Source organism: Pseudomonas sp. xss_4, assembly GCF_043104125.1.
GTDB lineage: Bacteria > Pseudomonadota > Gammaproteobacteria > Pseudomonadales > Pseudomonadaceae > Aquipseudomonas > Aquipseudomonas parafulva_B.
Map to the genome: position 1 here is coordinate 25,029 of NZ_JBICKJ010000028.1, position 25,379 is coordinate 50,407.

23 protein-coding genes are annotated in these 25,379 nt (G+C 62.0%); 12 read left to right on the forward strand and 11 right to left on the reverse strand.

Annotation, left to right across the window (positions count from 1 at the left end):
• Nucleotides 1-152 precede the first annotated feature (152 nt).
• Entirely contained in the window at nucleotides 153-1,499 is a 1,347-nt protein-coding gene (gene algB / locus ACF8GB_RS06405; protein WP_392526719.1) for a sigma-54-dependent response regulator transcription factor AlgB, read from the forward strand.
• Between the two features lie 11 nt (nucleotides 1,500-1,510).
• Complete coding sequence (locus tag ACF8GB_RS06410) at nucleotides 1,511-3,277, forward strand: KinB sensor domain-containing domain (RefSeq protein ID WP_058638795.1); 1,767 nt, start codon at nucleotides 1,511-1,513, stop codon at nucleotides 3,275-3,277.
• Between the two features lie 15 nt (nucleotides 3,278-3,292).
• Here ACF8GB_RS06410 and ACF8GB_RS06415 read toward each other — a convergent pair whose 3' ends face one another.
• The 7 genes from ACF8GB_RS06415 to ACF8GB_RS06445 form a co-directional block, all read right to left on the reverse strand.
• Nucleotides 3,293-4,897, reverse strand: coding sequence for an EAL domain-containing protein (locus ACF8GB_RS06415; RefSeq protein WP_058603692.1), 1,605 nt, complete (start codon nucleotides 4,895-4,897; stop codon nucleotides 3,293-3,295).
• 105 nt (nucleotides 4,898-5,002) lie between these two features.
• A complete protein-coding gene (locus ACF8GB_RS06420) occupies nucleotides 5,003-5,791 on the reverse strand; it encodes an N-acetylmuramoyl-L-alanine amidase (RefSeq protein WP_058638706.1) in 789 nt (262 codons plus the stop codon).
• Nucleotides 5,792-5,866: 75 nt separating this feature from the next.
• The gene (locus ACF8GB_RS06425) at nucleotides 5,867-7,741 is read right to left on the reverse strand and encodes a GGDEF domain-containing protein (RefSeq protein WP_058638707.1); all 1,875 of its coding nucleotides are present in this window, start codon (nucleotides 7,739-7,741) and stop codon (nucleotides 5,867-5,869) included.
• A gap of 95 nt (nucleotides 7,742-7,836) precedes the next feature.
• Nucleotides 7,837-8,691 (reverse strand): endonuclease/exonuclease/phosphatase family protein, encoded by an 855-nt coding sequence (locus tag ACF8GB_RS06430; protein WP_023532864.1) that lies wholly within the window; start codon nucleotides 8,689-8,691, stop codon nucleotides 7,837-7,839.
• A gap of 11 nt (nucleotides 8,692-8,702) precedes the next feature.
• Nucleotides 8,703-9,335: a thiol:disulfide interchange protein DsbA gene (gene dsbA, locus ACF8GB_RS06435; RefSeq protein WP_058638708.1), complete on the reverse strand. Its 633-nt coding sequence runs from the start codon at nucleotides 9,333-9,335 to the stop codon at nucleotides 8,703-8,705.
• Between the two features lie 151 nt (nucleotides 9,336-9,486).
• Nucleotides 9,487-10,104 carry a cytochrome c gene (locus tag ACF8GB_RS06440; protein WP_023532830.1) on the reverse strand — a complete coding sequence of 206 codons (618 nt, stop codon included), beginning with the start codon at nucleotides 10,102-10,104 and terminating at the stop codon, nucleotides 9,487-9,489.
• Between the two features lie 31 nt (nucleotides 10,105-10,135).
• The gene (locus tag ACF8GB_RS06445) at nucleotides 10,136-10,402 is read right to left on the reverse strand and encodes a cytochrome c5 family protein (RefSeq protein WP_232105823.1); all 267 of its coding nucleotides are present in this window, start codon (nucleotides 10,400-10,402) and stop codon (nucleotides 10,136-10,138) included.
• Between the two features lie 233 nt (nucleotides 10,403-10,635).
• On the opposite strand from ACF8GB_RS06445, the gene yihA reads away from it, so the two are divergent.
• The gene (gene yihA / locus ACF8GB_RS06450; protein WP_058638709.1) at nucleotides 10,636-11,268 is read left to right on the forward strand and encodes a ribosome biogenesis GTP-binding protein YihA/YsxC; all 633 of its coding nucleotides are present in this window, start codon (nucleotides 10,636-10,638) and stop codon (nucleotides 11,266-11,268) included.
• Nucleotides 11,269-11,567: 299 nt separating this feature from the next.
• On the opposite strand, the gene polA is transcribed toward yihA, so the two are convergent.
• On the reverse strand, nucleotides 11,568-14,315 hold the full coding sequence (gene polA / locus ACF8GB_RS06455) for a DNA polymerase I (RefSeq protein ID WP_078477784.1): 2,748 nt from the start codon (nucleotides 14,313-14,315) through the stop codon (nucleotides 11,568-11,570).
• Between the two features lie 75 nt (nucleotides 14,316-14,390).
• Between polA and ACF8GB_RS06460 the strand changes: the two genes are divergently transcribed.
• On the forward strand, nucleotides 14,391-14,678 hold the full coding sequence (locus ACF8GB_RS06460; RefSeq protein WP_027913237.1) for a DUF2782 domain-containing protein: 288 nt from the start codon (nucleotides 14,391-14,393) through the stop codon (nucleotides 14,676-14,678).
• Between the two features lie 68 nt (nucleotides 14,679-14,746).
• Nucleotides 14,747-15,697 carry a homoserine kinase gene (locus tag ACF8GB_RS06465; RefSeq protein WP_196185291.1) on the forward strand — a complete coding sequence of 317 codons (951 nt, stop codon included), beginning with the start codon at nucleotides 14,747-14,749 and terminating at the stop codon, nucleotides 15,695-15,697.
• Nucleotides 15,698-15,789: 92 nt separating this feature from the next.
• Here ACF8GB_RS06465 and ACF8GB_RS06470 read toward each other — a convergent pair whose 3' ends face one another.
• Nucleotides 15,790-16,743, reverse strand: a complete 954-nt coding sequence (locus ACF8GB_RS06470) for a zinc ABC transporter substrate-binding protein (RefSeq protein ID WP_392526720.1) — start codon at nucleotides 16,741-16,743, stop codon at nucleotides 15,790-15,792.
• A gap of 18 nt (nucleotides 16,744-16,761) precedes the next feature.
• On the opposite strand from ACF8GB_RS06470, the gene zur reads away from it, so the two are divergent.
• The 4 genes from zur (at nucleotide 16,762) to ACF8GB_RS06490 (ending at nucleotide 19,625) form a co-directional block, all read left to right on the forward strand.
• Nucleotides 16,762-17,247 carry a zinc uptake transcriptional repressor Zur gene (zur, locus tag ACF8GB_RS06475; protein WP_058603684.1) on the forward strand — a complete coding sequence of 162 codons (486 nt, stop codon included), beginning with the start codon at nucleotides 16,762-16,764 and terminating at the stop codon, nucleotides 17,245-17,247.
• Nucleotides 17,244-18,017: a zinc ABC transporter ATP-binding protein ZnuC gene (znuC, locus tag ACF8GB_RS06480; RefSeq protein ID WP_058603683.1), complete on the forward strand. Its 774-nt coding sequence runs from the start codon at nucleotides 17,244-17,246 to the stop codon at nucleotides 18,015-18,017. The genes zur and znuC overlap by 4 nt, the downstream gene beginning before the upstream one ends.
• Nucleotides 18,010-18,792: a zinc ABC transporter permease subunit ZnuB gene (gene znuB, locus ACF8GB_RS06485; protein WP_027913242.1), complete on the forward strand. Its 783-nt coding sequence runs from the start codon at nucleotides 18,010-18,012 to the stop codon at nucleotides 18,790-18,792. The genes znuC and znuB overlap by 8 nt, the downstream gene beginning before the upstream one ends.
• A 125-nt stretch (nucleotides 18,793-18,917) precedes the next feature.
• Nucleotides 18,918-19,625, forward strand: coding sequence for a PA5502 family lipoprotein (locus ACF8GB_RS06490; RefSeq protein ID WP_392526722.1), 708 nt, complete (start codon nucleotides 18,918-18,920; stop codon nucleotides 19,623-19,625).
• Between the two features lie 44 nt (nucleotides 19,626-19,669).
• Here the strand turns inward: ACF8GB_RS06490 and katE are convergent, their stop codons facing one another.
• A complete protein-coding gene (gene katE / locus ACF8GB_RS06495; protein WP_058638715.1) occupies nucleotides 19,670-21,805 on the reverse strand; it encodes a catalase HPII in 2,136 nt (711 codons plus the stop codon).
• Nucleotides 21,806-22,027: 222 nt separating this feature from the next.
• Here katE and ACF8GB_RS06500 point away from each other — a divergent pair, with 222 nt between their 5' ends.
• The 3 genes from ACF8GB_RS06500 (at nucleotide 22,028) to ACF8GB_RS06510 (ending at nucleotide 24,541) form a co-directional block, all read left to right on the forward strand.
• On the forward strand, nucleotides 22,028-23,035 hold the full coding sequence (locus tag ACF8GB_RS06500) for a methionine ABC transporter ATP-binding protein (protein WP_392526723.1): 1,008 nt from the start codon (nucleotides 22,028-22,030) through the stop codon (nucleotides 23,033-23,035).
• Complete coding sequence (locus ACF8GB_RS06505) at nucleotides 23,035-23,706, forward strand: methionine ABC transporter permease (protein ID WP_058603678.1); 672 nt, start codon at nucleotides 23,035-23,037, stop codon at nucleotides 23,704-23,706. Before ACF8GB_RS06500 ends, ACF8GB_RS06505 begins: the two co-directional genes overlap by 1 nt.
• A gap of 64 nt (nucleotides 23,707-23,770) precedes the next feature.
• On the forward strand, nucleotides 23,771-24,541 hold the full coding sequence (locus tag ACF8GB_RS06510) for a MetQ/NlpA family ABC transporter substrate-binding protein (protein ID WP_058638717.1): 771 nt from the start codon (nucleotides 23,771-23,773) through the stop codon (nucleotides 24,539-24,541).
• 127 nt (nucleotides 24,542-24,668) lie between these two features.
• On the opposite strand, the gene ACF8GB_RS06515 is transcribed toward ACF8GB_RS06510, so the two are convergent.
• Nucleotides 24,669-25,301, reverse strand: coding sequence for an SCO family protein (locus ACF8GB_RS06515; RefSeq protein ID WP_058638718.1), 633 nt, complete (start codon nucleotides 25,299-25,301; stop codon nucleotides 24,669-24,671).
• Nucleotides 25,302-25,379: the final 78 nt, after the last annotated feature.

The window sequence follows — 25,379 nt, forward strand, 5'->3', positions numbered from 1 at the left end:
TCTCTCTAAGCAAATTGCCGGCCCCGCGGGGCATTCAAGCTTCTTGGTCGACCCGCTGGCGTGCAAAGGGCAGAATCCTTCAGAATTGACCATGCAACTTGCCCGATTTTTCCCACACTAAACAAAGATATTTCCCAAAGGAGCGCAGGTACATGGAATCAGCCCAGGACAAGCAAGGCCGCATTCTGCTGGTGGATGACGAGTCCGCGATCCTGCGCACCTTCCGCTACTGCCTGGAAGACGAGGGCTACAGCGTGGCGACCGCCAACAGCGCCACCCAGGCGGAGAGCCTGCTGCAGCGCCAGGTGTTCGACCTGTGCTTCCTCGACCTGCGTCTGGGCGAGGACAATGGCCTGGACGTGCTGGCCCAGATGCGTGTTCAGGCACCGTGGATGCGCGTGGTCATCGTGACCGCCCACTCCGCTATCGACACGGCGGTCGATGCCATTCAAGCCGGTGCCGCCGACTACCTGGTCAAGCCTTGCAGTCCTGACCAGTTGCGCCTGGCCACAGCCAAGCAACTGGAGGTACGCCAGCTTTCCGCCCGCCTGGAAGCCCTGGAAGGCGAAGTGCGCAAGCCCAAGGATGGCCTGGACTCCCACAGCCCGGCCATGATGGTCGTGCTGGAAACAGCCCGCCAGGTAGCAACCACAGATGCCAACATCCTGATCCTGGGCGAGTCCGGGACCGGTAAAGGTGAGCTGGCCCGCGCCATCCACGGCTGGAGCAAGCGTGCGCGCAAGGCCTGCGTGACCATCAACTGCCCGTCGCTCAATGCCGAGCTGATGGAAAGCGAACTGTTCGGCCACACGCGAGGGGCCTTTACCGGCGCCAGCGAGAGCACCCTTGGCCGCGTCAACCAGGCGGACGGCGGTACGTTGTTCCTCGATGAAATCGGTGACTTCCCCCTGACCCTGCAACCCAAGTTGCTGCGCTTCATCCAGGACAAGGAATATGAGCGTGTTGGCGACCCCGTCACCCGCCGGGCCGATGTGCGCATCCTCGCCGCCACCAACCTCAACCTTGAGGAAATGGTGCGCGAGGGCCGTTTCCGCGAAGACTTGCTCTACCGCCTGAACGTCATCACCTTGCACCTGCCGCCCCTGCGCGAGCGCAGTGAAGACATCCTCACGCTCGCCGACCGCTTCCTGGCCCGCTTCGTCAAGGAATACTCAAGGCCAGCACGCGGCTTCAGCGACGAGGCACGCGCAGCGCTGCTCAATTACCGCTGGCCGGGCAACATTCGCGAATTGCGTAACGTGATCGAGCGGGCCAGCATCATCTGTCCCCAGGAAAAGGTCGAGATCAGCCATCTGGGCATGGGCGAGCAACCGGCAAGCAACGCGCCGCGTATAGGGGCCGCCTTGAGCCTGGATGAGCTTGAGCGCGCGCATATCGGCGCCGTGCTGGCTGCCAGCGACACGCTCGACCAAGCTGCCAAGACCCTCGGGATCGACGCGTCAACTCTGTATCGCAAGCGTAAGCAGTACAACCTGTGAAGTGGCCGACCATGAAGCTGCGCACGCGGCTCTTTCTCAGCATCTCGGCGCTGGTCACGGTCGCCCTTTTGGGGCTGCTGCTTGGCTTGGTAAGCGTCCTGCAAATGGCTTCGGCTCAACAGGCGCTGGTTCGCGACACCAATCACTCGCTGGACGTGGGGTTGAAGCTACGCCAGAACCTCGGTGAGCAGCTCATTCTGCTGCTGGATACGGACACGGCTCCAGATCAGTTGCAAGCACTGCAAGACAATTTCCAACACCTGCTCGACCAAAGCCTGGCCGACGGTGGCCAGCGGCCTGGGTTCAGCGAAGCCCGCGACCACTACCAGGCATTTCTGGAGGCTTACCACGCAACCCCGGCGCCTTCGCGCAGCCTCGCCGTGGACCAGCCACTGGGCGCCGCATTCAATCAAGTGCGCACCGACCTGATCGATTCCCACAAACAAGCGCTGGCCAACATCGCTCGCAGCGAAGAACAAAGCCGTGCCCGCGCCTTGCTGGTCGGCGGCGTGCTGGGCCTGATGGGCCTGGTGGTCCTGGTTCTGGGCTTTATCACTGCCCACAACATTGCCCGCCGATTCGGGCAGCCCATCGAGGCCCTGGCCAAGGCAGCCGATCAGCTCGGCAAGGGCAATTTCGATGTCACGCTCCCGATCACTCAAGCTAGCGAGCTGAACCAGCTCACGCGTCGCTTCGGGATCATGGCCGACGCCCTGCGCAAGCACCAGGCCACCAATGTCGACGAATTGCTCGCCGGGCAGCAGCGGCTGCAAGCCGTGCTCGACAGTATCGATGATGGCCTGCTGATCATCGATCGACAGGGCTTGCTTGAGCACTTGAACCCGGTTGCTCAACGCCAACTGGGCTGGAACGACAGCCGTGTTGGCAGCAGCCTGGCCGAAGCCCTGGAACGACCTGAGCTGGAACAGCAACTGTGCCAGGTGCTGCGCGGCGGCAGTCTGGACCGGCAACCGGACGACCTTCACATTGATGTTGACGAGGAAACGCGTCTGCTGACCTATAGCCTGACGCCCGTCAGCCATCCCCAGGGCCCGATCCTGGGCGCTGTGATGGTGCTTCACGACGTGACAGAACAGCGTGCCTTCGAGCGGGTGCGCAGCGAGTTCGTGCTCCGCGCCTCCCACGAGCTGCGCACGCCTGTCACCGGTATGCACATGGCGTTCGGCCTGCTGCGCGAACGGGTCAAGTTTCCCGAAGAAGCGCGTGAGTACGATCTGCTGGAAACCATCGGCGAAGAAATGCAGCGCCTGACCCAGTTGATCAATGACCTGCTCAACTTCAGCCGCTATCAAAGCGGCCTGCAAAAGCTCGACCTGGCGCCCTGCGCCGTCGATGAACTGCTGGAGCGGGCGCAATTACGCTTCGCCGACCAGGCGGGCCAGAAGCAGATCGAACTGGTCCTGGCCCTGGAACCGCCATTGCCACGCATTCAGGCTGACGTTGCCCAGCTCGACCGTGTGTTGGACAACCTGCTGCACAACGCGGTCAGGCATACCCCACAGGGCGGGCGCATCCGCCTGCATGCGCGGCGCCATGCCGAACGCGTGATCATCAGTGTCGAGGACACGGGCGAGGGTATCGCCTATGGCCAGCAGGCCCGTATCTTCGAGCCGTTCGTGCAAGTAGGGCGCAAGAAAGGTGGAGCCGGCCTGGGACTGGCCTTGTGCAAGGAAATCGTGCAGTTGCACGGTGGGCGCATGGGCGTCTTCTCGCGACCGGGTGAAGGTACCCAGTTCTACCTGGCCCTGCCGGTCTGATGCTCGCAAAGCGCGTCAGGCCTGTCTGCCCCGTGGCAATTTATCCCGCGTGACCAGCTCGGCGAACTGACGGGCCGTCAGGGCCTTGGCGAACAGCCAGCCCTGGCCGTACTTCACGCCCTCCCCAAGCAGCAGCAGTGCCTGGTCTTCACGCTCGATACCTTCGGCGATCACCCGCAGATGCAGGTCGTGGGCCATGCGGATGATATGCGGTGCCACGCCGCTGCTGGCGGCATCGTGGCCCAGCGCATCGATGAATGCCTTGTCGATTTTCAGGCAATCCACGGGCAAGGTCTGGAGATAGGCCAGGCTGCAGTAGCCCGTACCGAAATCGTCGATCAGCACCTGATGGCCCTGGGCGCGCAGTGCTTGCAGGTTTTCGCGCGCCACCACCACATCGATCAGGCCGCGCTCGGTCACCTCGAAGGCGATCTGCCTAGGGGCCACCCGGTGCAGCGCCAGCAAGCGCGCCGCCACTTCCCCAACACGCGGAACCATCACGTCGCACGCCGCCAGGTTCACCGAGATGTACAGCATGGGCCGTGAGCGCAACAGCGGGCCGAGTTGTTCGAGGACGCGTCGCAGGACGAAGTCGGTGATCTCACGGATCTGCCCGGTATTTTCGGCCAGCGGGATGAACAGCTCAGGGCTGGTCAAGCTGCCATCGGGCCGACGCCAACGCACCAATGCCTCGGCACCCACACAGCGCCTGCTGTCGAGCTCGAAAATCGGCTGGTAAAGCACTTGCAACTGGCCACGACTCAGCGCCTGCTGTAGCTCCGAGCTCATGGAGCGTCGCTGTTGCGCCAACTGCAAGACCAGCCAGCCGATGCAACAAGCACCCAGTACGCTGCCTGGAAACAGCAGCCACAGGGCGCCATTCATGCGCAGGGGGAGACTTGCGCGTGGTGCGATCAGAACCAACTGGTAATCAGGAGACTTGGTGGGCATGCGATAGATCAGACGGTCGCTGAACTCCAGCAGCGTTTTGTGGCTGGTCGACCACACAGAAGGCGGTGGCCACACTTGGGGCGGGCCCAGTACCGGGATCGCCCGGGCACCGTTATCCAGCACGACCAACAAGCTGCCGCCCGGGGGCAAATCCACCACATCGGTCAGGTGCCCGCGGGAGGTTGACACCAGAAACCGGCCACGCCCCAGCATCAGCGCGGCAAGGTTTTCGTCGGGCTCGGTGGTGGTATTGAGCCAATAGCTGTAGACCGGCCCCTTGATATCTGGCGGGCGGAGCGGCACGAAAGCCCGCTCGTCACCTCGGTTCGAACACGCGACATCACCGTCGACATAGGCCGCCTCGTAGATGAACCGTGAACTCAACCCGATCTGCTGCAAGGCCGTCAGCATGGCGGGGCCGCAGCCACGCAAAGGCTGCGTCTCCAACAAGTCCACGCCTTCGCGCAACTGCCCGAACACCTGCTCGAGTCGCTCCAGAAAACGCTCGCCCTGAGCATTCATCTGTTCGCTTTCACTTTGTTTCATCTGCTGCAACGCAATGGCGATGCTGGCGGTCAGCAACAAGGCGGCACTGGCGATTGCCGCCAAAGCGGCAAGCATCCAGGGACGGTAGAAAAATTGGCGCAAGGCCGTCAGGCGATCAGGCATCGAAGGCATCCAGTTGATTACCAAGGTATAGCAACTCAATGGACAATTACCTTTGCCGTTTAGCGCTTCGCTTGGGCGAGGACCAAACTGCCAGCCGTCAACGCTTTACGGCATGCGGTTGAGCACCTCGAGCATGGCGGCCGTCTGCGCATCGGGCTGGCCGTCGAAGCGTTGAGGTCGAAAGCGCATCTGGAACGCCGCGATCACGTGCCGCGTCTGGACATCGGGCACGCCCGTCTGCTCGACGGCATAGCCAAACCGGGCGAGGGCCTGCTGGTACCACCCAATAGTAGGGGGATTGACCTCAAAATAGGCCTGCTGGCGAGCCACGGCAGAGGCGTCAGGCCAAACGCCCAGGCCGGCGTCGGCCAGGCGTTTCCACGGGAACAGCGGGCCGGGGTCCTGCTTGCGCAGTGGCGCGATGTCGCTGTGGCCAATAATGTGCCGTGGTTCGATGCCGTTACGCTTGACGATGTCCTTGAGCAGCGCGATCAGCGACTGGATCTGCGCTTCGCTGTAGGGGTGCCATACCCGCCCGGCAGGCGTATCGGTAAAGCCAGCATTGACGATCTCGATGCCGATGGACGATGAGTTCAACCAGGTTCTGCCCTGCCACTGGCTATCGCCAGCGTGCCAGGCTCGCCTGCTTTCATCCACCAACTGGTAGACAGTGGCGGGGCCATCACCGATCAGGTAGTGGCTGCTGACCTCGCCGTGGGTCAGCAACGCCAACGAGCGCTCCAGCGAAGCATTGGTATAGTGCAGCACCACGAACTGAATGCGGTTGTCGTGGTTGGCTGACGGGTGGCTGCGGTCAATGCGCAAGCCCGTCGAACAACCAGCGACAGTCAGCAGCAGTAAGGTGATCAGTGTTTTTTTCAGCGTGGAAAGCACGGCAGTGGCCTCAGCGAATGAGCGCTACAGTATAACGGTCTCCCCGCATCTGCGCTCGCCCTTGCCAGGCCCCGGTCAGTTCTGCTCCACGCAATTGCGCCCCCGTTGCTTGGCACGGTAAAGCGCTGCGTCGGCACGCTTGAGCACCTGATCGGCCACCTCGCCGGGCCTGAAGGCGCTCAGGCCGATGGACGTGGACACTACCACCCGCTCTCCCTTGAAGTGAAACGGGCAGGCCTCTACGGCAAGGCGCATTGTTTCGACGACCTGTAATGCGTCCGCCGGCGAGGTGTCGGGCAGCAGCAACACGAACTCCTCGCCCCCGAAGCGGGCAATGAAATCCTGGCCCCGCAGCCGTTTGCGCAACTGATCGGCCACGATCTTCAATACCTTGTCGCCGGCCAGATGCCCGTAGCCATCGTTGATCTGCTTGAAATGATCCAGGTCCAGAATCGCCATGGCCAGGTCGCCGCCGTTTTCCTGCCAGCGCTGCATTTCGCGCTCTACCTGCTCGCTCCAGGCCGCGCGATTGGGCAGGCCGGTCAGTGGGTCGAGCAATGCCTTTTGCCGCTGCTCCTCCAGGTGCTCACGATAACCCAACGCTTCCTGCTCCATGCTGGCCACGCGCTCGGACAGGCCCTGCAGGCGCCCAGCCAGCGCCTGCTCGCGGCGGTCGCGCTCGTGCTGGTGCTGGTCCATTGTCATCAGCAAGCCCTCGAGCCGGCTTTCGAGCAGGTGCTTCAAGCTCGATACGTCTGCGGCGCCCTGCATGTCGGTTTGCAGCCCGTCCACCTGTTCACGCAATTGCGTGTCCAGCTGGCGTGCTGCACTGCTGTTGTCGGCGTGACCGGCACTGGCGGCCTGCAAGTGGCCGTGGAAACCTTCGAGCCGTTCATTGAGCAATTGCAGATAGGTTTCGAACTCATGCTGGCCACTGTCGGTGATCGCCAGCAGCAACACGGCAAGATCATCCAGTACAGGAATCAACTCGTACCAGTTCATACCGCGCGCCACCCGTTCGCGCATCGCCTGCGCCTGCGCCTTGTGGCGATCTGGCAGGCTCAGGTCATCCAATAGACCGAGCAGCGTCTGCTCGATATGGGCGGCAACCTGACTGTAGGGCGGCTCGACTGCGTAGGGCAGCGCATAGGCGTCTTGATCAGACAGCGGCACATCAGTCAGAGGGGGCGGGCCATCATCCGCTTCAGTTCGCAATGGCGTATCCATTGCCATGGGAGGTGCCGGGGGAATGGGTGGCGGCTCGACACCCGGCACGTGTTCAGACTCGATCAGCGACGGGGACGCATCGTTGCCTTCATGCCCATCGTGGTGAGACAGAAGAGATACTTCCTGTACCAGGGGTTGCGCGGCAACAGGGGCGGGGCCCGTCACCTGCTCGCTGGCGGCCTCGACAGGCGCCGGTTCATCGCGGCCTTTGAACAATCGCTGCAGAAAGCCGCCCCGCGATCCGCCTTCGGGCCTGTCCAGCGCGGCCAGCGCACGCCCTTGCAGACCACTGAGTTCCCCCAGCAGTGGCGGCAGATCACGAGACTGGGTAACGCCGGCCTCCAGCCGCTTGGCAAGCTTCTTCAAGGGCCTTGAGACATCGCTGCTCAACGGCAGGCCTTGCAACTGATCGACGAGCGCCGTCAGCGCATCGCCCACTTGGTGCATGCGGGTTTCGCGGCGCTGCTCAGACTCCAGTACGGCTTTTTCAAGACGGGGGATCAGGCCGGCAAGCCCGGCATCCATATTGTCACTGCGAATGACCTCGCGCATTTCCTTCATGCACTGGTCGACGACCTTGTCGCTGCCCTCGGCGGCCAACGTACTGCGAACCAGGCCTCGACGCAGCAAGTCCAGGCGCGCTTCCCAGCGACGTTCGAGCTTCTCCTGTTGCTCAATGCTTATCAGGTATTTTTCTTTCCAGCGCTCGGCTTCTTCGGTCATGCCTGTGTCCGCACGGGTGATACAACTGGGGCTGTCTGATACACACTGTCGGCGCGCGCCCGGGACACTTGAAGGCAAGCGAGGCGTCAGTTGATTCAGCTCAAGGCCGGCAGCGTATCCACAGTCAATGCATCAGGCAATCGGATCTCGACGGCCACGGGAAGATGATCGGAAATCGGCTGGGCCAGCACCTCGACCCTTTCCAGGGTAAGGCTCGGGCTGAGCAGGATGTGGTCCAGGCAGCGCTGTGGTCGCCAACTGGGGAAGGTGGCCTCCACCTGGGGCGCGATCAGGCCAAGGTCGCGCAAGGGTGAGTGCTCGAGCAGGTCGGTGGCATGGGTGTTCATGTCCCCCATCAACACCTGATGGCGGTACCCGCCGATCAGTTCGCGTATGTAGGCCAGCTGCAGTGCGCGGGTCTTGGCGCCCAATGCCAGGTGCATCATGACCACGATCAGCGCGTCCTCACCCTCGCCGAAGCGCACCAGGATAGCCCCGCGCCCTGCTGGGCCAGGCAGTGGGTGATCTTCGAGCTGATGAGGCTTCAGACGGCTAAGTACGCCATTGCTGTGCTGGGCGAAGCGCCCAAGGTTGCGATTGAGCTGTTGGTACCAGTAGGGGAAGGCACCCAGTTGGGCCAGATGCTCGACCTGGTTGACATAGCCCGAGCGCATGCTGCCCCCATCCGCCTCTTGCAGGGCCACTAGGTCGAAGTCCCCAAGCAACTTACCGATTTTCTGCAAGTTGCTGGCTCGGCCAGTGTGCGGCAACAGGTGCTGCCAGCTGCGCGTCAGGTAATGCCGATAACGCTCGGTACTGATGCCTACCTGGATATTGAAGCTAAGCAGCCGCAGACGACCATCTTCCGGCAAACCGGGGGCTTGCAGGTGATGCTCGTTGACCTGCGGCTGGGGCAGGGCAACGCCGCGCGTGGCCCGTAGGCGAGGCATGGGTGCGCTGCCTACTTGGCAGCGCGCTCCTTGTCGATCAACTGGTCGGCCACGTTGAGGACACCCTCTGGCCCACCAGCGGTGCCCAGGTCGAAGCGGTACTTACCGTTAACCACCATGCTGGGAACGCCAGTGATTTCATATTTCTTGGCCAGTTCTTTCGCCTGGTTGACCTGTCCCTTGATGGCGAAGGAGTTGTAGGTAGCCAGGAACTTGGCCTTGTCCACACCTTGCGTTGCCAGGAAATCGGCCATGTCTTTTGGGCTTGTCAGACGCTTGCGCTGGTTTTGAATGGCGTCGAATACCGCCGCGTGCACCTTGTGCTCGACGCCCATCGCTTCCAGGGTCAGGAACATCTGGCCATGGGCATCCCAAGGGCCACCGAACATGGCCGGCACACGCTTGAAGTTGACATCCTTGGGCAGCTTGTCGACCCAAGGGTTGATGACAGGCTCGAAGTGATAGCAATGCGGGCAGCCATACCAGAACAACTCGACCACTTCGATCTTGCCAGGCACGGAAACCGGAACCGGGTTGCTCAGCTCGACATATTCCTTGCCGGCTACAGGCTCTGCGGCCTGGACGGAAGTCATACCAAGTACGCTGGCAGCGACCAGCGCAGCGCTGAGAATCAGTTTACGCATGCTTTACTCCTGAGCAGTCATGGGTCGCCACGGCACGACCTGGATTGAGACAGGCCGGGGAGGGCTCTAGTTCTGTAGTGTAACGGCTGCGGGCAAAAAAAAGGGCAGCCGCGCCGCCCTTTCATCTTTGGCTTGCAACATTAACCCGGCATTAATGCAGGCCCTGGATGTAGCTGGCCAAGGCCTCGATGTCATGGTTACTGAGCTTCCCGGCGATGGTGCGCATGGTCATGGCATCCCCATCATTGGTGCGGTTGCCTTCACGGAAGTCGGTGAGCTGCTTGCTCACGTACTGGGCATGCTGCCCACTCAGGTGAGGGAACCCGGCCAGTGCGATACCTGCCCCGTCAGGCGAGTGGCAGCCCGTGCAGGCCGGCATGCCCTTGTCCAGGTCGCCACCGTTGAACAGCGCACGCCCACGCTCGACCAGCGCAGGGTCGGCTGCACCCACGCTGCCTTTCTGGCTGGCGAAATACGCCGCGATGTCGGCCAGGTCCTGGTCGTTGAAGCCGGCCAGCATGCCGGTCATCTCCAGCACGACGCGTTTGCCAGACTTGATGTCGTGCATTTGTTTTTCGAGGTAGCGCTGGCCTTGACCTGCCAGTTTGGGGAAGTTCGGTGCCAGGCTATTGCCATCTGGGTTGTGGCAGGCCCCGCAGACGGCCGTCTTGGCCTGACCTGCGGCGGCATCGCCTTTGACGGGCTGCGCAGCAGTGGCCGCACCTGCGACACCCAGGCTCAACAGCAGACTCACGACTAGTTTGTTCATCAGCTAATCCAACACGGCTAGGGGTGAAATGTTATGTATCGGGACTGCCATTCATCCAAAGGATGACCAGACGGTAGTCCTCGGCACTGCAGTCCATGCACAATCCACGCGGCGGCATAGCCTTGAAACCCTGAGCATTGTGCCGTGCCGAGCTATTCATGCATTGCGCCAGATCAGGATTCGGGTTGCCCGATCGCCCATCTGGGCTCATGGAGCAGGCGTTCGATGTACCCCCCGCACACACGCGGTTGTACAACACCTCGGAATCCTGTGTAGCCTGTGCGCTGAAAACCGGCAGGAACAGACCGACAGCAAGCGGCCATTGCGTATTGCGCCATGACGTTCAGGGTTGGGGGCCGCGCTGCGTTCTAATGCGCAAGCTCATGTTCGACGCCCCATGCTCGCCCCCCAAAGCCGGGAGAATGAGCACACAAAAACTGGGGCATTATATACTTCCGCCACCCAAACGGAAACGACACCGCTTGCCAGGCCCCGCTCGACAGGGGCTGGCATCACCACATCGGATATCCCATGCAAGTCAAGAACCCCATCCTCGGTCTGTGCCAGAAAGCCAAATTCGCCCTCAGCGCTGCCAAGGTCGAACAATGCCCGGACGATCAGGGTTACGAGGTGGCCTTCGCCGGCCGCTCCAACGCCGGCAAATCCAGCGCACTGAACACGCTGACCCATGCCAGCCTGGCCCGTACCTCGAAAACACCCGGCCGTACCCAGTTGCTGAACTTCTTCAGCCTGGATGACGAACGCCGCCTGGTCGACCTGCCAGGCTACGGCTACGCCAAGGTGCCCATCCCCCTCAAGCAGCACTGGCAGCGCCACCTGGAAGCTTACCTGGGTAGCCGCGAATGCCTGCGTGGCGTGATCTTGATGATGGATGTCCGCCACCCGATGACGGACTTCGACAAAATGATGCTCGATTGGGCCAAGGCCAGCGGCATGCCCATGCACATCCTGCTGACCAAGGCCGACAAGCTCACCCACGGCGCCGCCAAGAACACCTTGCTCAAGGTGCAATCGGAGATCAGGAAAGGCTGGGGCGAAGGCGTGACCATCCAACTGTTCTCGGCCCCCAAGCGCCTGGGCCTTGAAGACGCCTACCGCGTGCTGGCCGACTGGATGGAGCTCGAAGACAAGCCTGCCGCCTGAGGGCGAAGGCCCGCATTAGGCAAATTTCAGGCAAAAAAAACCCCGGACTTCGTATGGGGAGGGGGAAGTTCGGGGTCCAAGCCCGGACCGCTAGGGCGGGGTCCGGATATCTGCCAACACTTAACACAACATAGGAGCATCGAACGGCTTCACCAGCCATTCAGGTACTCTGAGTTGCAGTTCACTGCTTTAGTTCCTGGGGCCTGGAACTATTTGCCGCAGTTTCATGAAACAGCTGGACACAGGCCGGGGCGCCTGTAACGACAAATCGCCACACAACGCCCCTTTGCCCCGTGCAATCAGTGGGCTTCGTCCCAGTTCGCGCCTACACCGGCCTCGACCAGCAGCGGCACATCCAGCTGCGCCGCCTGGCTCATATGCTTTCGAATTTCATCTTTCACCAGGTCCACGAGGTCTTCGCGCACCTCGAGAACAAGTTCGTCGTGCACCTGCAGGATCACCCGCGCATCCAGTGCGCTTTCGGTCAGCCAGTTGTCCACGTTGACCATGGCGCGCTTGATGATATCGGCGGCCGTGCCTTGCATCGGCGCGTTGATCGCCGTGCGCTCGGCTCCCCGGCGCAAGGCTGGGTTCTTGGCGTTGATATCAGGCAGGTAGAGCCTGCGACCGAACAAGGTTTCCACGAACCCCTGCTCTGCGGCCTGGGCACGGGTACGCTCCATGTAGGCCAGCACCCCTGGATAGCGGGTGAAGTAACGATCGATGTAGTCCTGGGACTGCTTGCGGTCCACCCCGATCTGCTTGGCCAGGCCAAAAGCGCTCATGCCGTAGATAAGCCCGAAGTTGATCGCCTTGGCGCTGCGCCGCTGGTCATGGGTAACCTGTTCGAGCGCGACGCCGAATACTTCCGCTGCCGTCGCACGGTGCACGTCCAGATCGTTTTGGAAGGCGTGCAGCAAGCCTTCGTCCTTGGCCAGGTGCGCCATGATGCGCAGCTCGATCTGGGAGTAGTCGGCGGCCAGCAGCTTGTAGCCAGGGCTTGCGATGAAGGCCTGGCGGATTCGCCGGCCTTCGGCCGTACGGATCGGAATGTTCTGCAGGTTCGGGTCACTGGACGAAAGACGGCCCGTGGCCGCCACCGCCTGCTGGTACGACGTGTGGATTCGACCCGTGCGCGGGTTGATCTGCCCCGGCAACTTGTCGGTGTAGGTGCTCTTGAGCTTGCTCAGGCTGCGGTACTGCATCAGCACTTCAGGCAGTGGATACCCTTGTTCGGCCAGCTCGTCCAGCACGGCTTCTGCCGTCGATGGTTGACCCTTGGCCGTCTTACTGATCACCGGCATGCCCAGCTTGTCGTACAGGATCGCGCCCAGCTGCTTGGGCGAACCCAGGTTGAATTCCTCCCCCGCCAGTTCGAAGGCCCGCTGCTCCAGCTCGGCCATCTTCACACCCAGCTCGCCGCTCTGGACGTGCAACAGCGCCGCATCGACCAACGCGCCCTGGCGCTCGATCTTGGCCAGCACCGGTACCAGCGGCATTTCGATGTCCATTAGCACCGGCTGCACACTGGGCGTCTTGGCCATATGCGCCTGCAACGCCTGGTGCAAGCGCAGGGTGATGTCGGCATCTTCGGCCGCATAGGGGCCGGCCTTGTCCAGATGAATCTGGTTGAAGGTCAGCTGCTTGGCACCTTTGCCCGCAATGTCCTCGAAAGCGATGGTGGTGTGCCCAAGGTACTTTTGCGCCAGGCTGTCCATGTCGTGCCGCGTGCCCGTCGAGTTGAACACGTACGATTCGAGCATGGTGTCATAGGCCACACCCCGCACCTGGATCGCGGGCGAACCGTTGGCAAGGATGTTGATGTCGTACTTGGCGTTCTGGCCCACCTTGGCTTTTGCCGGATCCTCCAGCAGGGGCTTGAGCGCAAGCAGGACGGCCTCACGATCCAACTGGACAGGGGCGCCTTCGTAGTCGTGCATCAAAGGGACGTAGGCCGCTTCATGGGGCTCGACGGCAAAGGAAATCCCTACCAGCTGGGCGCGCTGGGCATCAAGGCCGGTGGTTTCGGTATCGAACGCGAACAGCGGTGCCTGGCGCAGCTTCTCGAGCCAGGCGTCGAAGCGTTCTTGATCAAGGATGGTTTCATAGCGGGCTTCGACCATGGCCGCCGGGGCCTCCACCGGGGGCAGTTGGTCCCCCTCCCGAGCCGCATCGCGCTGCAGGTCGGCAATCCAGCTCTTGAACTCCATTTCGGTGTACAGCGCCAGCAGCGCCTCGCGGTCCGGTTCGCCGCACACCAGTGCATCGACTTCGATGTCCAGCGGCACGTCGATCTTGATGGTAGCCAGCTCGTAGGACATGAAAGCCGCATCCCGGTGCTCTTCAAGCTTGGCGGGCAGGCTCTTGGCGCCACGGATAGGCAGCGCAGGCACCTTGTCCAGGTTCGCGTACAGGTCGCTGAGCCCCCCGCCGATCCCGGTCAACAGCCCGACGGCAGTCTTTTCGCCCACGCCTGGCACACCTGGGATGTTATCGACCTTGTCGCCCATCAGCGCCAGGAAGTCGATGATGTGCTCGGGGCCGACCCCAAATTTCTCGTGCACGCCAGCCACGTCCAGCACGCTACCGGTCATGGTATTGACCAGGGTAATGTGCCCGTCGACCAGCTGCGCCATGTCCTTGTCGCCGGTAGAAATGATGACCGGGCGGTTCAGCGCCGCGCTGCTACGGGCCAAGGTACCGATGACATCGTCAGCCTCGACGCCTTCGACGCACAACAGTGGGTAGCCCATGGCCTTGACGCTGGCATGCAGCGGCTCGATCTGCACCCGCAGATCGTCCGGCATGCTGGGGCGGTTGGCCTTGTAGTCGGCGAACAGGGTGTCGCGGAACGTGCCGCCCTTGGCGTCGAACACCACGGCGAACAAGCTGTCCGGGTACTGCCTGCGCAGGCTCTTGAGCATGTTGAGCACACCCTTCACCGCACCGGTCGGCATACCCTTGGACGTGGTCAGCGGGGGCAGGGCATGGAAGGCGCGATAAAGGTAGGAGGAACCGTCCACGAGGACGAGGGGCGCTTGGCTCATGAGCAGAATCAACCTTTTCGACGGGTCCGGCGCTAGAATAGCCAGAATCATTGACGACAAAGGGACTAGGTTATCATGCGTACACTCAATCGCCTGTTACTGCTCTGCCTAATGGCAGGTCTGCCCGTCGTCACCTTGGCGGCGGATGACGCGCCCTCGGCCGATCCCGAGGTGACCATTCGCACGGAAGGCGACAAGACCATCCAGGAATATCGCCAAAACGGCTTCCTGTATGCGATCAAGATCACGCCCAAACATGGCAAGCCTTACTTTCTGGTACGCGCCGATGGCTCCGATGGCAATTTCATTCGTTCCGACCAGCCGGACATGCTGATTCCGTCCTGGAAGATCTTCGAGTGGTAATCTGACGCGCACCGTTCACATCAACCCGGCACTTCGGCCAGAAGTGCCCGCATGGGCAATCTTTCATCATGTCAGTCTTCACCCCCGTGACCCGGCCTGAGCTGGAAACCTTTCTGGCACCTTACGAGCTGGGTCGTCTGCTCGATTTCCAGGGTATCGCCGCCGGCACCGAGAACAGCAATTTCTTCGTCAGCCTCGAACAGGGGGAGTTCGTGCTGACGCTGATCGAGCGTGGGCCCAGCGAGGACATGCCGTTCTTCATCGAGTTGCTCGATACCCTGCACACGGCCCGGATGCCAGTGCCCTACGCCATTCGTGACCGTAACGGCCATGGCCTGCGCGAACTGTGCGGCAAGCCGGCGCTGCTGCAACCCAGGCTCTCGGGCAAACATATCAAGGCGCCCAATGCCCAGCATTGTGCCCAGGTCGGTGAACTGCTGGCACACATTCACCTGGCCACCCACGAACACATCATCGAGCGCCGCACGGACCGAGGCCTTGAGTGGATGCTGGCCGCCGGGGCCGAACTGCTGCCGCGCCTGAACGCCGAGCAGGCCAGCCTGCTGCAACCGGCGCTGGATGAAATCGCCGCCTACCAGGCGCAGATCCTGGCATTGCCCCGGGCCAACCTGCATGCCGACCTGTTCCGCGACAACGTGATGTTCGAAGGCACCCACTTGTCTGGGGTCATCGACTTCTACAATGCCTGCTCGGGGCCGATGCTGTACGACATTGCCATTACCCTGAACGACTGGTGCCTGGATGCACAGGCCGGCATCGATGTACCCCGCGCCCAGGCTTTGCTTGCCGCCTACGCCGCATTGCGGCCATTCACGGCAGCCGAAGCTGAACTCTGGCCGCAGATGTTGCGCGTTGCCTGCGTGCGGTTCTGGCTGTCTCGCCTGATCGCGGCAGAGTCCTTCGCCGGCATGGACGTGATGATCCACGACCCAAGCGAATTCGAAGTGCGCCTGGCGCAGCGCCAGCAGGTGGCCGTGAAGCTGCCGTTCGCCCTCTGACCCGAACCCTGTCGGCAGGCCCTGCGTCTGCCCATGGGAATCAGGCGCTGCCCAGGCGGCGCTCAACCCAGGCATGCCGCCACCTCATACCATTACAACTGCTCCAGGCAGCTCGCCAGGTCGCTTCCTAGCTTGTCGAGCAAGCGCTCGTAGCCTTGCGCATTTACCGGATCGGTGCCGCCAAGCGCATCGAGCTCGGCCAGGCGCACCGGCAAACCGGCTGTCAGGGTTTCGGCCAGTCGAGGGCGCAAGGGCGGCTCGCTGAAGACGCACGTCTTGCCCACTTCCTGCAGCCGCTTGCGCATGGCGGCCACGTGTTGAGCGCCGGGCTGCACTTCAGAAGCCACACTGAACACGCCGGTGTGCTTGAGGCCATATTCAGCTTCGAAATAATCAAAGGCCTCGTGGAACACGAAGTACGGCTTGCCGGCCACGCCCGCTACCCGTGCCTTGATACGGGCGTCGAGCGCGTCCAGGCGTTGGGTGAACGCCGCCAGGTTACGCTTGTAGCGGTCGGCATTGGCAGGGTCCGCGCTGGCGAGATCGGCGGCCATCTTTCCAGCGATCACCCGGGCGTTCACCGAAGACAACCACAAGTGCGCATCGAGGCTGCCCGGGCGGTGATCATGGTCATGGTCGTCATGGTCTTCGTCATGGGAATGGCTGTCTTCGCCGAAGTGACGCAGCTTCAGGCCCGGCAGCGACTGTACCGCGATGGTCGGCTTGCTGCGGTTACCCAGCACCCTTGGCAGGAAGCCTTCCATGTCCGGGCCGATCCAGTACAGCAAATCCGCATCCGCGACCCTGCGCACGTCCGAGGGACGCAATGCGTAATGGTGAGGCGAGGCGCCTGGCGGCAACAGCACTTCAGGGCTGCCGACACCGTCCTGCACAGCAGCGGCGATCTGTTGCAGTGGCTTGATGCTGGTCAGCACACGCACGTCGGCGTGGGCGGAAAATGCGATGAAAGCGACAAACAGGGTAAGGAATCGGGCCACGGTAGGTACTCGAATCGTCAGAAACAGGTAACATAATAACGTCTCCATCCAGAATCGTCGCTGCCCATGTCCATTACGCCGCTGGCCAACCGTCCCCATGACCATTCCCATTGCGTGCACAGCGCCCTGGCTGAAGCCGACGCCCTGTGCGCCCGTCAGGGGCTGCGCCTGACGGCGCTGCGTCGCCGGGTACTGGAGTTGGTGTGGCAGAGCCACAAACCGCTGGGCGCCTACGACATCCTGGCGGTGCTCAGCGAACAGGATGGTCGTCGCGCGGCGCCGCCCACGGTGTACCGCGCGCTGGACTTCCTTCTGGAAAACGGCCTCGTGCACCGCATCGCCTCGCTGAACGCCTTCATCGGTTGTAGCCATCCCGAGCATTCGCACCAGGGGCAGTTTCTGATTTGCCGACTGTGCCACATCGCCATTGAACTGGAGCAGGCGAGTATCAGCGATGCCATCGTCGGCAGCGCCAGGCATGTGGGTTTCACGGTCGAGAACCAGACCGTCGAAGTCGTGGGCGTGTGCAGCAACTGCAAGGATGCGGCATGAGCGACGCGCTGATCCGCCTGGAGCAGGTCGGCGTCACCTATGGCGGCGAGGCCGTGCTCGACAGCATTGACCTGGCAGTCGCGCCCGGCCAGATCGTCACCCTGATCGGGCCCAATGGGGCGGGCAAGACCACGTTGGTCCGCGCCGTGCTGGGGCTGCTCAAGCCACACCGCGGCTCGGTATGGCGCAAACCCCGGCTGCGCATTGGCTACATGCCGCAAAAAATCCAGGTCGACGCCACGCTGCCATTGTCGGTGCTGCGCTTTCTGCGCCTGGTGCCCGGCGTAGATCGCGTGGCGGCCTTGTCAGCGCTTCAGCAGGTCGGCGCCGAGCACGTGATCGACAGCCCGATCCAGACTGTGTCTGGAGGTGAAATGCAGCGCGTGCTGCTGGCCCGTGCACTGCTGCGAGAGCCGCAGTTGCTGGTGCTGGACGAGCCGGTCCAAGGCGTTGACGTGGTAGGGCAGACCGAGCTGTACAACCTCATCACCCGACTGCGTGACCGCCTGGGTTGCGGCGTGTTGATGGTTTCCCACGACCTGCACCTGGTCATGAGTGCGACCGACCAGGTGGTGTGCCTGAACCGCCATGTGTGCTGCTCCGGTCATCCCGAGCAGGTCAGCGGTGACCCGGCATTCGTCGAACTGTTCGGCCAGACCGCACCGAGCCTGGCCATTTATCACCATCATCATGACCACAGCCACGACCTGCACGGTTCGGTGGTCGCCCCAGCCCCCCATGTTCACGGAGCGCACTGCAAGCATGGCTGATTTTCTTCTCTACGCCCTGCTCGCTGGTCTGTCCCTCGCGCTGGTAGCTGGCCCTCTTGGCTCGTTCGTCGTCTGGCGGCGCATGGCCTATTTTGGCGACACCCTGTCCCATGCCGCCTTGCTGGGCGTGGCCCTGGGCTTCGTGCTGGATGTCAGCCCCACGTTGGCCGTCACCGTGGGCTGCCTGTTGCTGGCGATTTTGCTGGTGACCTTGCAGCAACGTCAGCCTCTGGCATCCGACACACTGCTGGGTATCCTGGCACCCAGTACCTTGTCCCTGGGCCTGGTGGTGCTGAGCTTCATGCACGACGTGCGCATCGACCTGATGGCTTACCTGTTCGGGGATCTGCTGGCCATCAGCCCGACCGATCTTGCCTGGATCTTGGGCGGCAGCGCCCTGGTACTCGTACTGATCGCCGTCTTGTGGCGCCCTTTGCTCGCCGTCACCGTCCACGAAGAACTGGCAACGGTCGAAGGGCTACCGGTTGCGGCCTTGCGCATGGCGCTGATGCTGCTCATTGCCGTGGTCATTGCGGTGGCCATGAAGATCGTCGGCGTCTTGCTGATCACTTCTTTATTGATCATTCCGGCGGCAGCTGCACAACGGCATGCGCGCTCTCCGGAGCAGATGGCTGTAGGCGCCAGCGTCATAGGCGTAGTCGCGGTCTGCGGCGGGCTGGCCTTGTCATGGTTCAAGGACACCCCTGCCGGCCCATCCATTGTGGTGTGCGCTGCGGTGCTATTCTTGCTGAGTCTGGCCCTGCCCAAACGGTGAGCGAAAGGCTTACAAGGCCTGCCTTGCAACCTTCGGCGCCGTTAAGGGTCTGTAAGACCAGTTTTCGAGCGTGCGCACCTGGGTGTAGACTTGCTCGCTTTTTGCGCAAATAGAGAGCCGCAGGAATGAAGCCGTTTGCCTCCCGTTGTCTGCTTGTTGGCGTATTTTCCCTGTTCCTCGCCGCGTGCTCCCAAGCACCGGTCGAACAGGCCAGCACGCCTGCCCAGCCTGATGCATGGCAGCAATTGCAACAAAATATCGCCAGCAACGAGCTGGCCACCGCAGAGGACCAACTGGTCTCCCTGCAAGCGCAGTCGCCTGGCGACGGCCGCATCGAACAATACCGGCGCGAGCTGGCCGAAGCTTACCTGCAACGCAGTCAGATCATGCTGCAGAAGGGTGACGTGAACGCGGCGGTCACAGCCTTGGCGCGCGCGCGCGCACTCATGCCACAGGCTCCGGCGGTTACTGGCGGTGATGCCGTTTCACAAGCGCGCAAGGCCGAGCTGGCCAAGGCCGAAGCCGCACTCAAGGCTGCCGAAGCCAAGCCCAGGGCTCGGGTGATCGACCCCAGTGCGCCCAGCACGGTCATTGCGTTGGAAACCACCAACATCCAAGCCATGCGCCAGCAACTCGATGACATTGCCGCCGACGTGGTCAACTATGGTTGCGATGTGGTGTTCCAGGTACCACGCAGCGCGGATGCGCCGTGGCTGAAGACATTATTGGCCAAGCGTGTTCGCAAGATCGACAGCACCTTCGAGCTGAAACAGAAGCACGATATCCAGCGCGCGCTGCCTGCTCAGGTGGTGCTGGTTCCCCACCAGCGCTAAGCCAGTGAACAGGGGCTGCGAGGCAGCCCCTGATACACCAGGATTTAAGCAGGAACCGCTTCGGCAGCCGCTTCACGCTCCCACACGCGATGCCCTTCCACTGCCTTGACGAACGCGTCCATGGCCTTCTGGTCGTCGCCGGTCAGCAGACCTTTGTCTTCCTTCAGACCCAACGTTGCCAGCAGTTCCTGAGTCAGCACCATCGCCTTGAGGTGCTTGTAGCCCTCAAGCAGGAAGTGCTTGGCCAGGCCACTGGCCGCCATGGCATCGGTGGATGCCTTGCCAGCGGGTACGACGATGCCATCGAACATGATCGACGGCATACCTTCCATCGATGCATCCACCGGCAGTTGCGTACCGTCGGCGGCCTTCACAGGCGCGGAGGTCGGGCCCAGCAGCATGGGGCGAGCACTCTGCGCTTCCAGAGCCTTGACCATCTTGTCGACACTGGCAGCATCTACGCCGTTGGCGATCAGTACAGCGATCTTGCGACCCTTGATCCCAACCTTGCCCGGGTGGTTCATCTGGCTTAAGGCTGGCGATTTGGCCAGCTGGCTGCCCTTGACCTTGACGGTACCGGCTTTAGGGGCTGGCAGGCCTAGGTTTTCGGCCACGGCGGCTGCCAGCTTCAGGTCGATGTTGGCGAGAATTTCATTCACCTGGCGGGCGCGGATGTGCTCACGCTCGACCTTGCCCAATTCGAAGCTGTAGGCCTTGATGATGTGCTGCTGTTCGGTCGGGCTCATGCTCTGGAAGAACAGGCGCGCCTGGGAGAAGTGGTCACCGAACGAATCGCTGCGCTGGCGAATCTTGTGCGCATCGACGCGTTCCTGATAGGTCTCGAAACCACCATCGCGGGGGCCGGGCGGGGTTTCCTTCGGCCAGCCACCATCGATGGAGTTGGGCTCGTAGGCGGCGCGGCCCTTGTGCACGATATGCTGGTGCATCGCGTCGCGCTGGTTGTTGTGGTTCGGTGCAACCGGGCGATTGATCGGGATCTGGTGGAAGTTCGGGCCACCCAGGCGGCTGATCTGGGTATCGGTATAGGAGAACAGGCGACCTTGCAGCAACGGGTCATTGGTAAAGTCGATGCCCGGCACGATGTGGCCTGGGCAGAATGCAATCTGCTCGACCTCGGAGAAGAAGTTGTCCGGGTTGCGGTTGAGCACCATCTTGCCCAGTGGCGTGACCGGTACCAGCTCTTCGGGGATGATCTTGGTCGGGTCCAGCAGGTCGAAGTCGAACTTGTGCTCGTCGGCCTCAGGCACGATCTGCACGCCCAGCTCCCATTCCGGGTAGTCGCCGGTTTCGATGGCTTCCCATAGGTCACGGCGGTGATAGTCGGTGTCCTTGCCCGCCAGTTTCTGCGCCTCGTCCCACAGTACGGAGTGCACGCCCTCGCTGGGCTTCCAGTGGAACTTGACGAAGTGGGCCACGCCTTCGGCGTTGACCAGGCGGAAGGTGTGCACGCCGAAGCCTTCCATCATGCGCAGGCTGCGCGGAATGGCACGGTCGGACATGGCCCAGACGACCATGTGCGCCGATTCAGGCACCAGCGAGACGAAGTCCCAGAAGGTGTCGTGAGCCGAACCGCCGGTAGGGATCTCATTGTGCGGCTCGGGCTTGACGGCGTGTACGAAGTCCGGGAACTTGATCGCGTCCTGGATGAAGAACACCGGCATGTTGTTGCCGACCAGGTCGAAGTTGCCTTCATCGGTGTAGAACTTCACGGCAAAGCCGCGCACGTCACGTACCGTGTCACCGGAGCCACGCGGCCCCTGTACGGTGGAGAAGCGTACGAATACCGGGGTGATCTTTTCCGGGTCTTGCAGGAACCCGGCCTTGGTCAGTTCGGCGTGGCAGCCATAGCTCTGGAAATAACCGTGGGCACCGGTGCCTCGTGCGTGGACGATACGCTCCGGGATGCGCTCATGGTCAAAATGGGTGATCTTCTCGCGCATGATGAAGTCTTCAAGCAGCGAGGGGCCGCGGTCGCCGGCCTTCAAGGTGTTCTGGTTGTCCGAGATGCGCACACCCTGGTTGGTGCGCAGCGCCTGCCCGGTGGCATCGCTGCGGTCTGCTTCCAGGCTCTGCAGCTTGGCATTGGTATTGGCCCGATCCGGGGTCTGGGTACCTGCGGCCTCGCTGTGCTTCGGCGCATCCTTGTTCTTGCTGGGCATGGTTGGCTTTCCTCATCAGTCTTAAGGTGCCCGATCGGGCTTGTCCAGCTAGTGACTCGGCCAGAGGCGCGAGCGTTCCATCGGGATGACCAGCTGTCGCCATATAGCGTTCAGATTGGTCAGAGGCAAAATAAATGCTAAGAACAGCGGTTATAAAAGGCTAAAATGCGGCCCCCAGCCCACCGCTGAATCAATTTCCATGCGCCCCACAAGGTTCGCTACGTGATCGAGTTCCAACAGGTACACAAGACTTACCGCGTTGCCGGTAGAGAAATTCCCGCACTGAATCCCACGACCCTGACGATCGAGGATGGCCAGGTGTTCGGCCTGATCGGCCATTCCGGGGCCGGCAAGAGCACCATGCTGCGCCTGATCAATCGCCTGGAAGAGCCTTCCGGCGGCAAGATCATTGTCGACGGTGAAGAAGTGACCGCATTCAATGCCACCCAATTGCGCGGCTTTCGCCAACAGGTCGGCATGATTTTCCAGCATTTCAACCTGCTGGCTTCCAAGACCGTTGCAGACAACGTCGCTCTGCCGCTCACCCTTGCTGGCCAATTGTCGCGCGCCGAGATTGACAAACGCGTGGTCGAGCTTCTGGCCCGGGTCGGTCTGTCGGAGCATGCTCGCAAGTACCCTGCACAGTTGTCGGGCGGTCAGAAGCAGCGCGTCGGCATTGCCCGTGCCTTGTCGACCAACCCGAAGATCCTGTTGTGTGATGAGGCGACCAGCGCCCTGGACCCGCAGACCACCGCCTCGGTACTGCAGCTACTGGCCGAGATCAACCGGGAGCTGAAACTCACCATCGTGCTGATTACCCACGAAATGGACGTGATCCGCCGCGTCTGCGACCGGGTAGCAGTGATGGACGCCGGTCAGATCGTCGAGCAAGGCTCGGTGGCGGATGTGTTCCTGCACCCGCAGCACCCCACCACCAAGCGCTTCGTGCAGGAAGACGATCACGTCGATGAAGGCGAACAGCGCGACGACTTCGCCCATGTGCCAGGCCGCATCGTACGCCTGACCTTCCAGGGCGAAGCCACCTACGCGCCGCTGCTGGGTACCGTTGCCCGTGAGACCGGCGTGGACTACAGCATCCTTGCCGGGCGTATCGATCGCATCAAGGACGTCCCCTACGGTCAGCTCACGCTCGCCCTGATTGGCGGCGACATGCAAGCGGCCTTTGCCCGCTTCAAGGCCGCGGATGTTCATATGGAGGTACTGCGTTGATGGACGCCTTGAGTTTCTTTGCCAACGTCGACTGGGCCGAAATCTGGCTGGCAACCGTCGATACCCTGATCATGCTGTTCGGCTCGCTGTTCTTCACCGTGCTGCTGGGCCTACCGCTGGGCGTGCTGCTGTTTCTGTGCGGTCCGCGCCAGATGTTCGAACAAAAGGGCGTGTACGCCTTGCTGTCGCTAGTGGTCAACGTGCTGCGTTCGCTGCCGTTCATCATCCTGTTGATCGTGATGATCCCCATCACCGTGCTGATCACCGGCACGTCGCTGGGCGTGGCGGGTGCGATTCCGCCCTTGGTAGTGGGTGCCACGCCATTCTTCGCCCGCCTGGTCGAAACCGCTCTGCGCGAAGTGGATCGCGGCATCATCGAAGCCACACAGTCCATGGGTGCCACCACGCGCCAGATCATCACCAGCGCCCTGTTGCCCGAGGCCCGGCCAGGGATCTTCGCCGCGATCACCGTCACGGCCATCACGCTGGTTTCCTATACCGCGATGGCCGGTGTCGTGGGTGCGGGTGGTCTGGGGGACCTGGCGATTCGTTTCGGCTACCAGCGTTTCCAGACTGACGTCATGGTCGTGACCGTGGTGCTGTTGCTGGTGCTGGTGCAGGTCCTGCAAAGTGTCGGCGACCGGCTGGTTGTGCATTTTTCCCGTAAGTAACCCCAATGGGGTCGGCTCGGCCGACCCGTTCGGGGGCCGTCGCGGCCCTCACAAGGAGTGATCAATGAAGAAGCTGCTTGCTGTCGCTGCCGCCATCGCGGCCTTCTCGGCCCAGGCCGATACCCTGACCGTCGCTGCTACGCCGGTACCCCACGCCGAGATCCTCAACGTGGTCAAGCCGCTGCTGGCCAAGGAAGGGGTAGAGCTGAAGGTGAAGGAATTCACCGACTACATCCAGCCAAACGTGCAGGTGGCGGAAAAGCGCCTCGACGCCAACTTCTTCCAGCACCAGCCTTACCTCGATGAGTTCAACAAGGCCAAGGGTACCGATCTGGTGAACGTGACTGGCGTGCACATCGAACCGCTGGGCGTTTATTCCACAAAGATCAAGAAGCTCGACGAACTCCCATCCGGCGCTACCGTGGTCATCCCCAACGATGCCACCAACGGTGGCCGTGCCCTGCTGCTGCTGGACAAGGCTGGCGTCATCAAGCTCAAGGACAACAGCAACATCCTCTCCACCGTGAAAGACGTTGCCGAGAACCCGAAGAACATCAAGTTCCGCGAACTAGAAGCGGCCACCATCCCGCGCGTGCTGACCCAGGTCGATGCCGCCCTGATCAACACCAACTATGCGCTGGAAGCCAAGTTGAACCCGGAAAAGGATGCGCTGGCCATTGAGGGCAGCGATTCGCCTTACGTGAATATCCTCGTCGCGCGTCCGGACAACAAGGACAGTGAAGACATGAAGAAGCTGGCAGCCGCCCTGCATTCGCCCGAGGTGAAGCAGTTCATCACCGAGAAATACAAAGGCGCTGTAGTACCCGCGTTCTGAGCCTGCACCCTGGGTCGCCAAGCGGCCCAGGGTGAGGTTGCCATTTGGAGCGTGACGCAAGCACGGTGGTCATGCGCCTGTGCTGTCGCTCCAGAGGCCAGGTCCCGCGCAGGGCCCTGACAGATGCTCAGTCGCCCCGGACCAGACCGGGCAGGCGGGCCACCAACTTCTTGCTGTCGAACGGCGCACGAATGAAGCCACGCTGACGGCCGTCCGGGCCGACGATTGCCAGGTTGCCACTGTGGTCCACGGTGTAACCGGGCTTGCTGGTGTCGGCAGGGATGAAGGGGATGCTAAGCGCATTGGCCAGCTTCTGGGTATCTTCCACGGAACCGGCCAACCCCACGAAGTCCTTGTCGAAGTAACCCAGGTATTGCTTGAGCTGGTTCGGCGTGTCGCGGTTGGGGTCCACGCTCACCAATACCACCTGCAAGCGGTCCAGCGCCTGCTTGGGCAGTTCACTCTTTACCTGTCGCAGCTGCGCCAACGTGGTGGGGCAGATATCTGGGCAGTAGGTATAGCCAAAGAACAACAGCGACCACTTGCCTTTCAACTCATCCAGCTGCACCGGCTGGCCGTTCTGGTTGGTCATGGTCACGTCAGCCACCGTCCGGCTTTGCGGCAGCAGGATGATGCCGGCATCGATGAGCTCGGTAGCGCTCGGTGGGCGCTTGGCGTTGAGCACATTGTTGAGGATCAGGCCCATGATCACGACGATCAGGGCAGCGATGAGGAAGACGGCTTTCTGGGTTCGGGTCATGGGCTCGATAACAGGTTGAGGTCGACGATAACTGCAATGAACAGCGCACAAGGTAGGCGCTAGGGTACGCCATGCCGG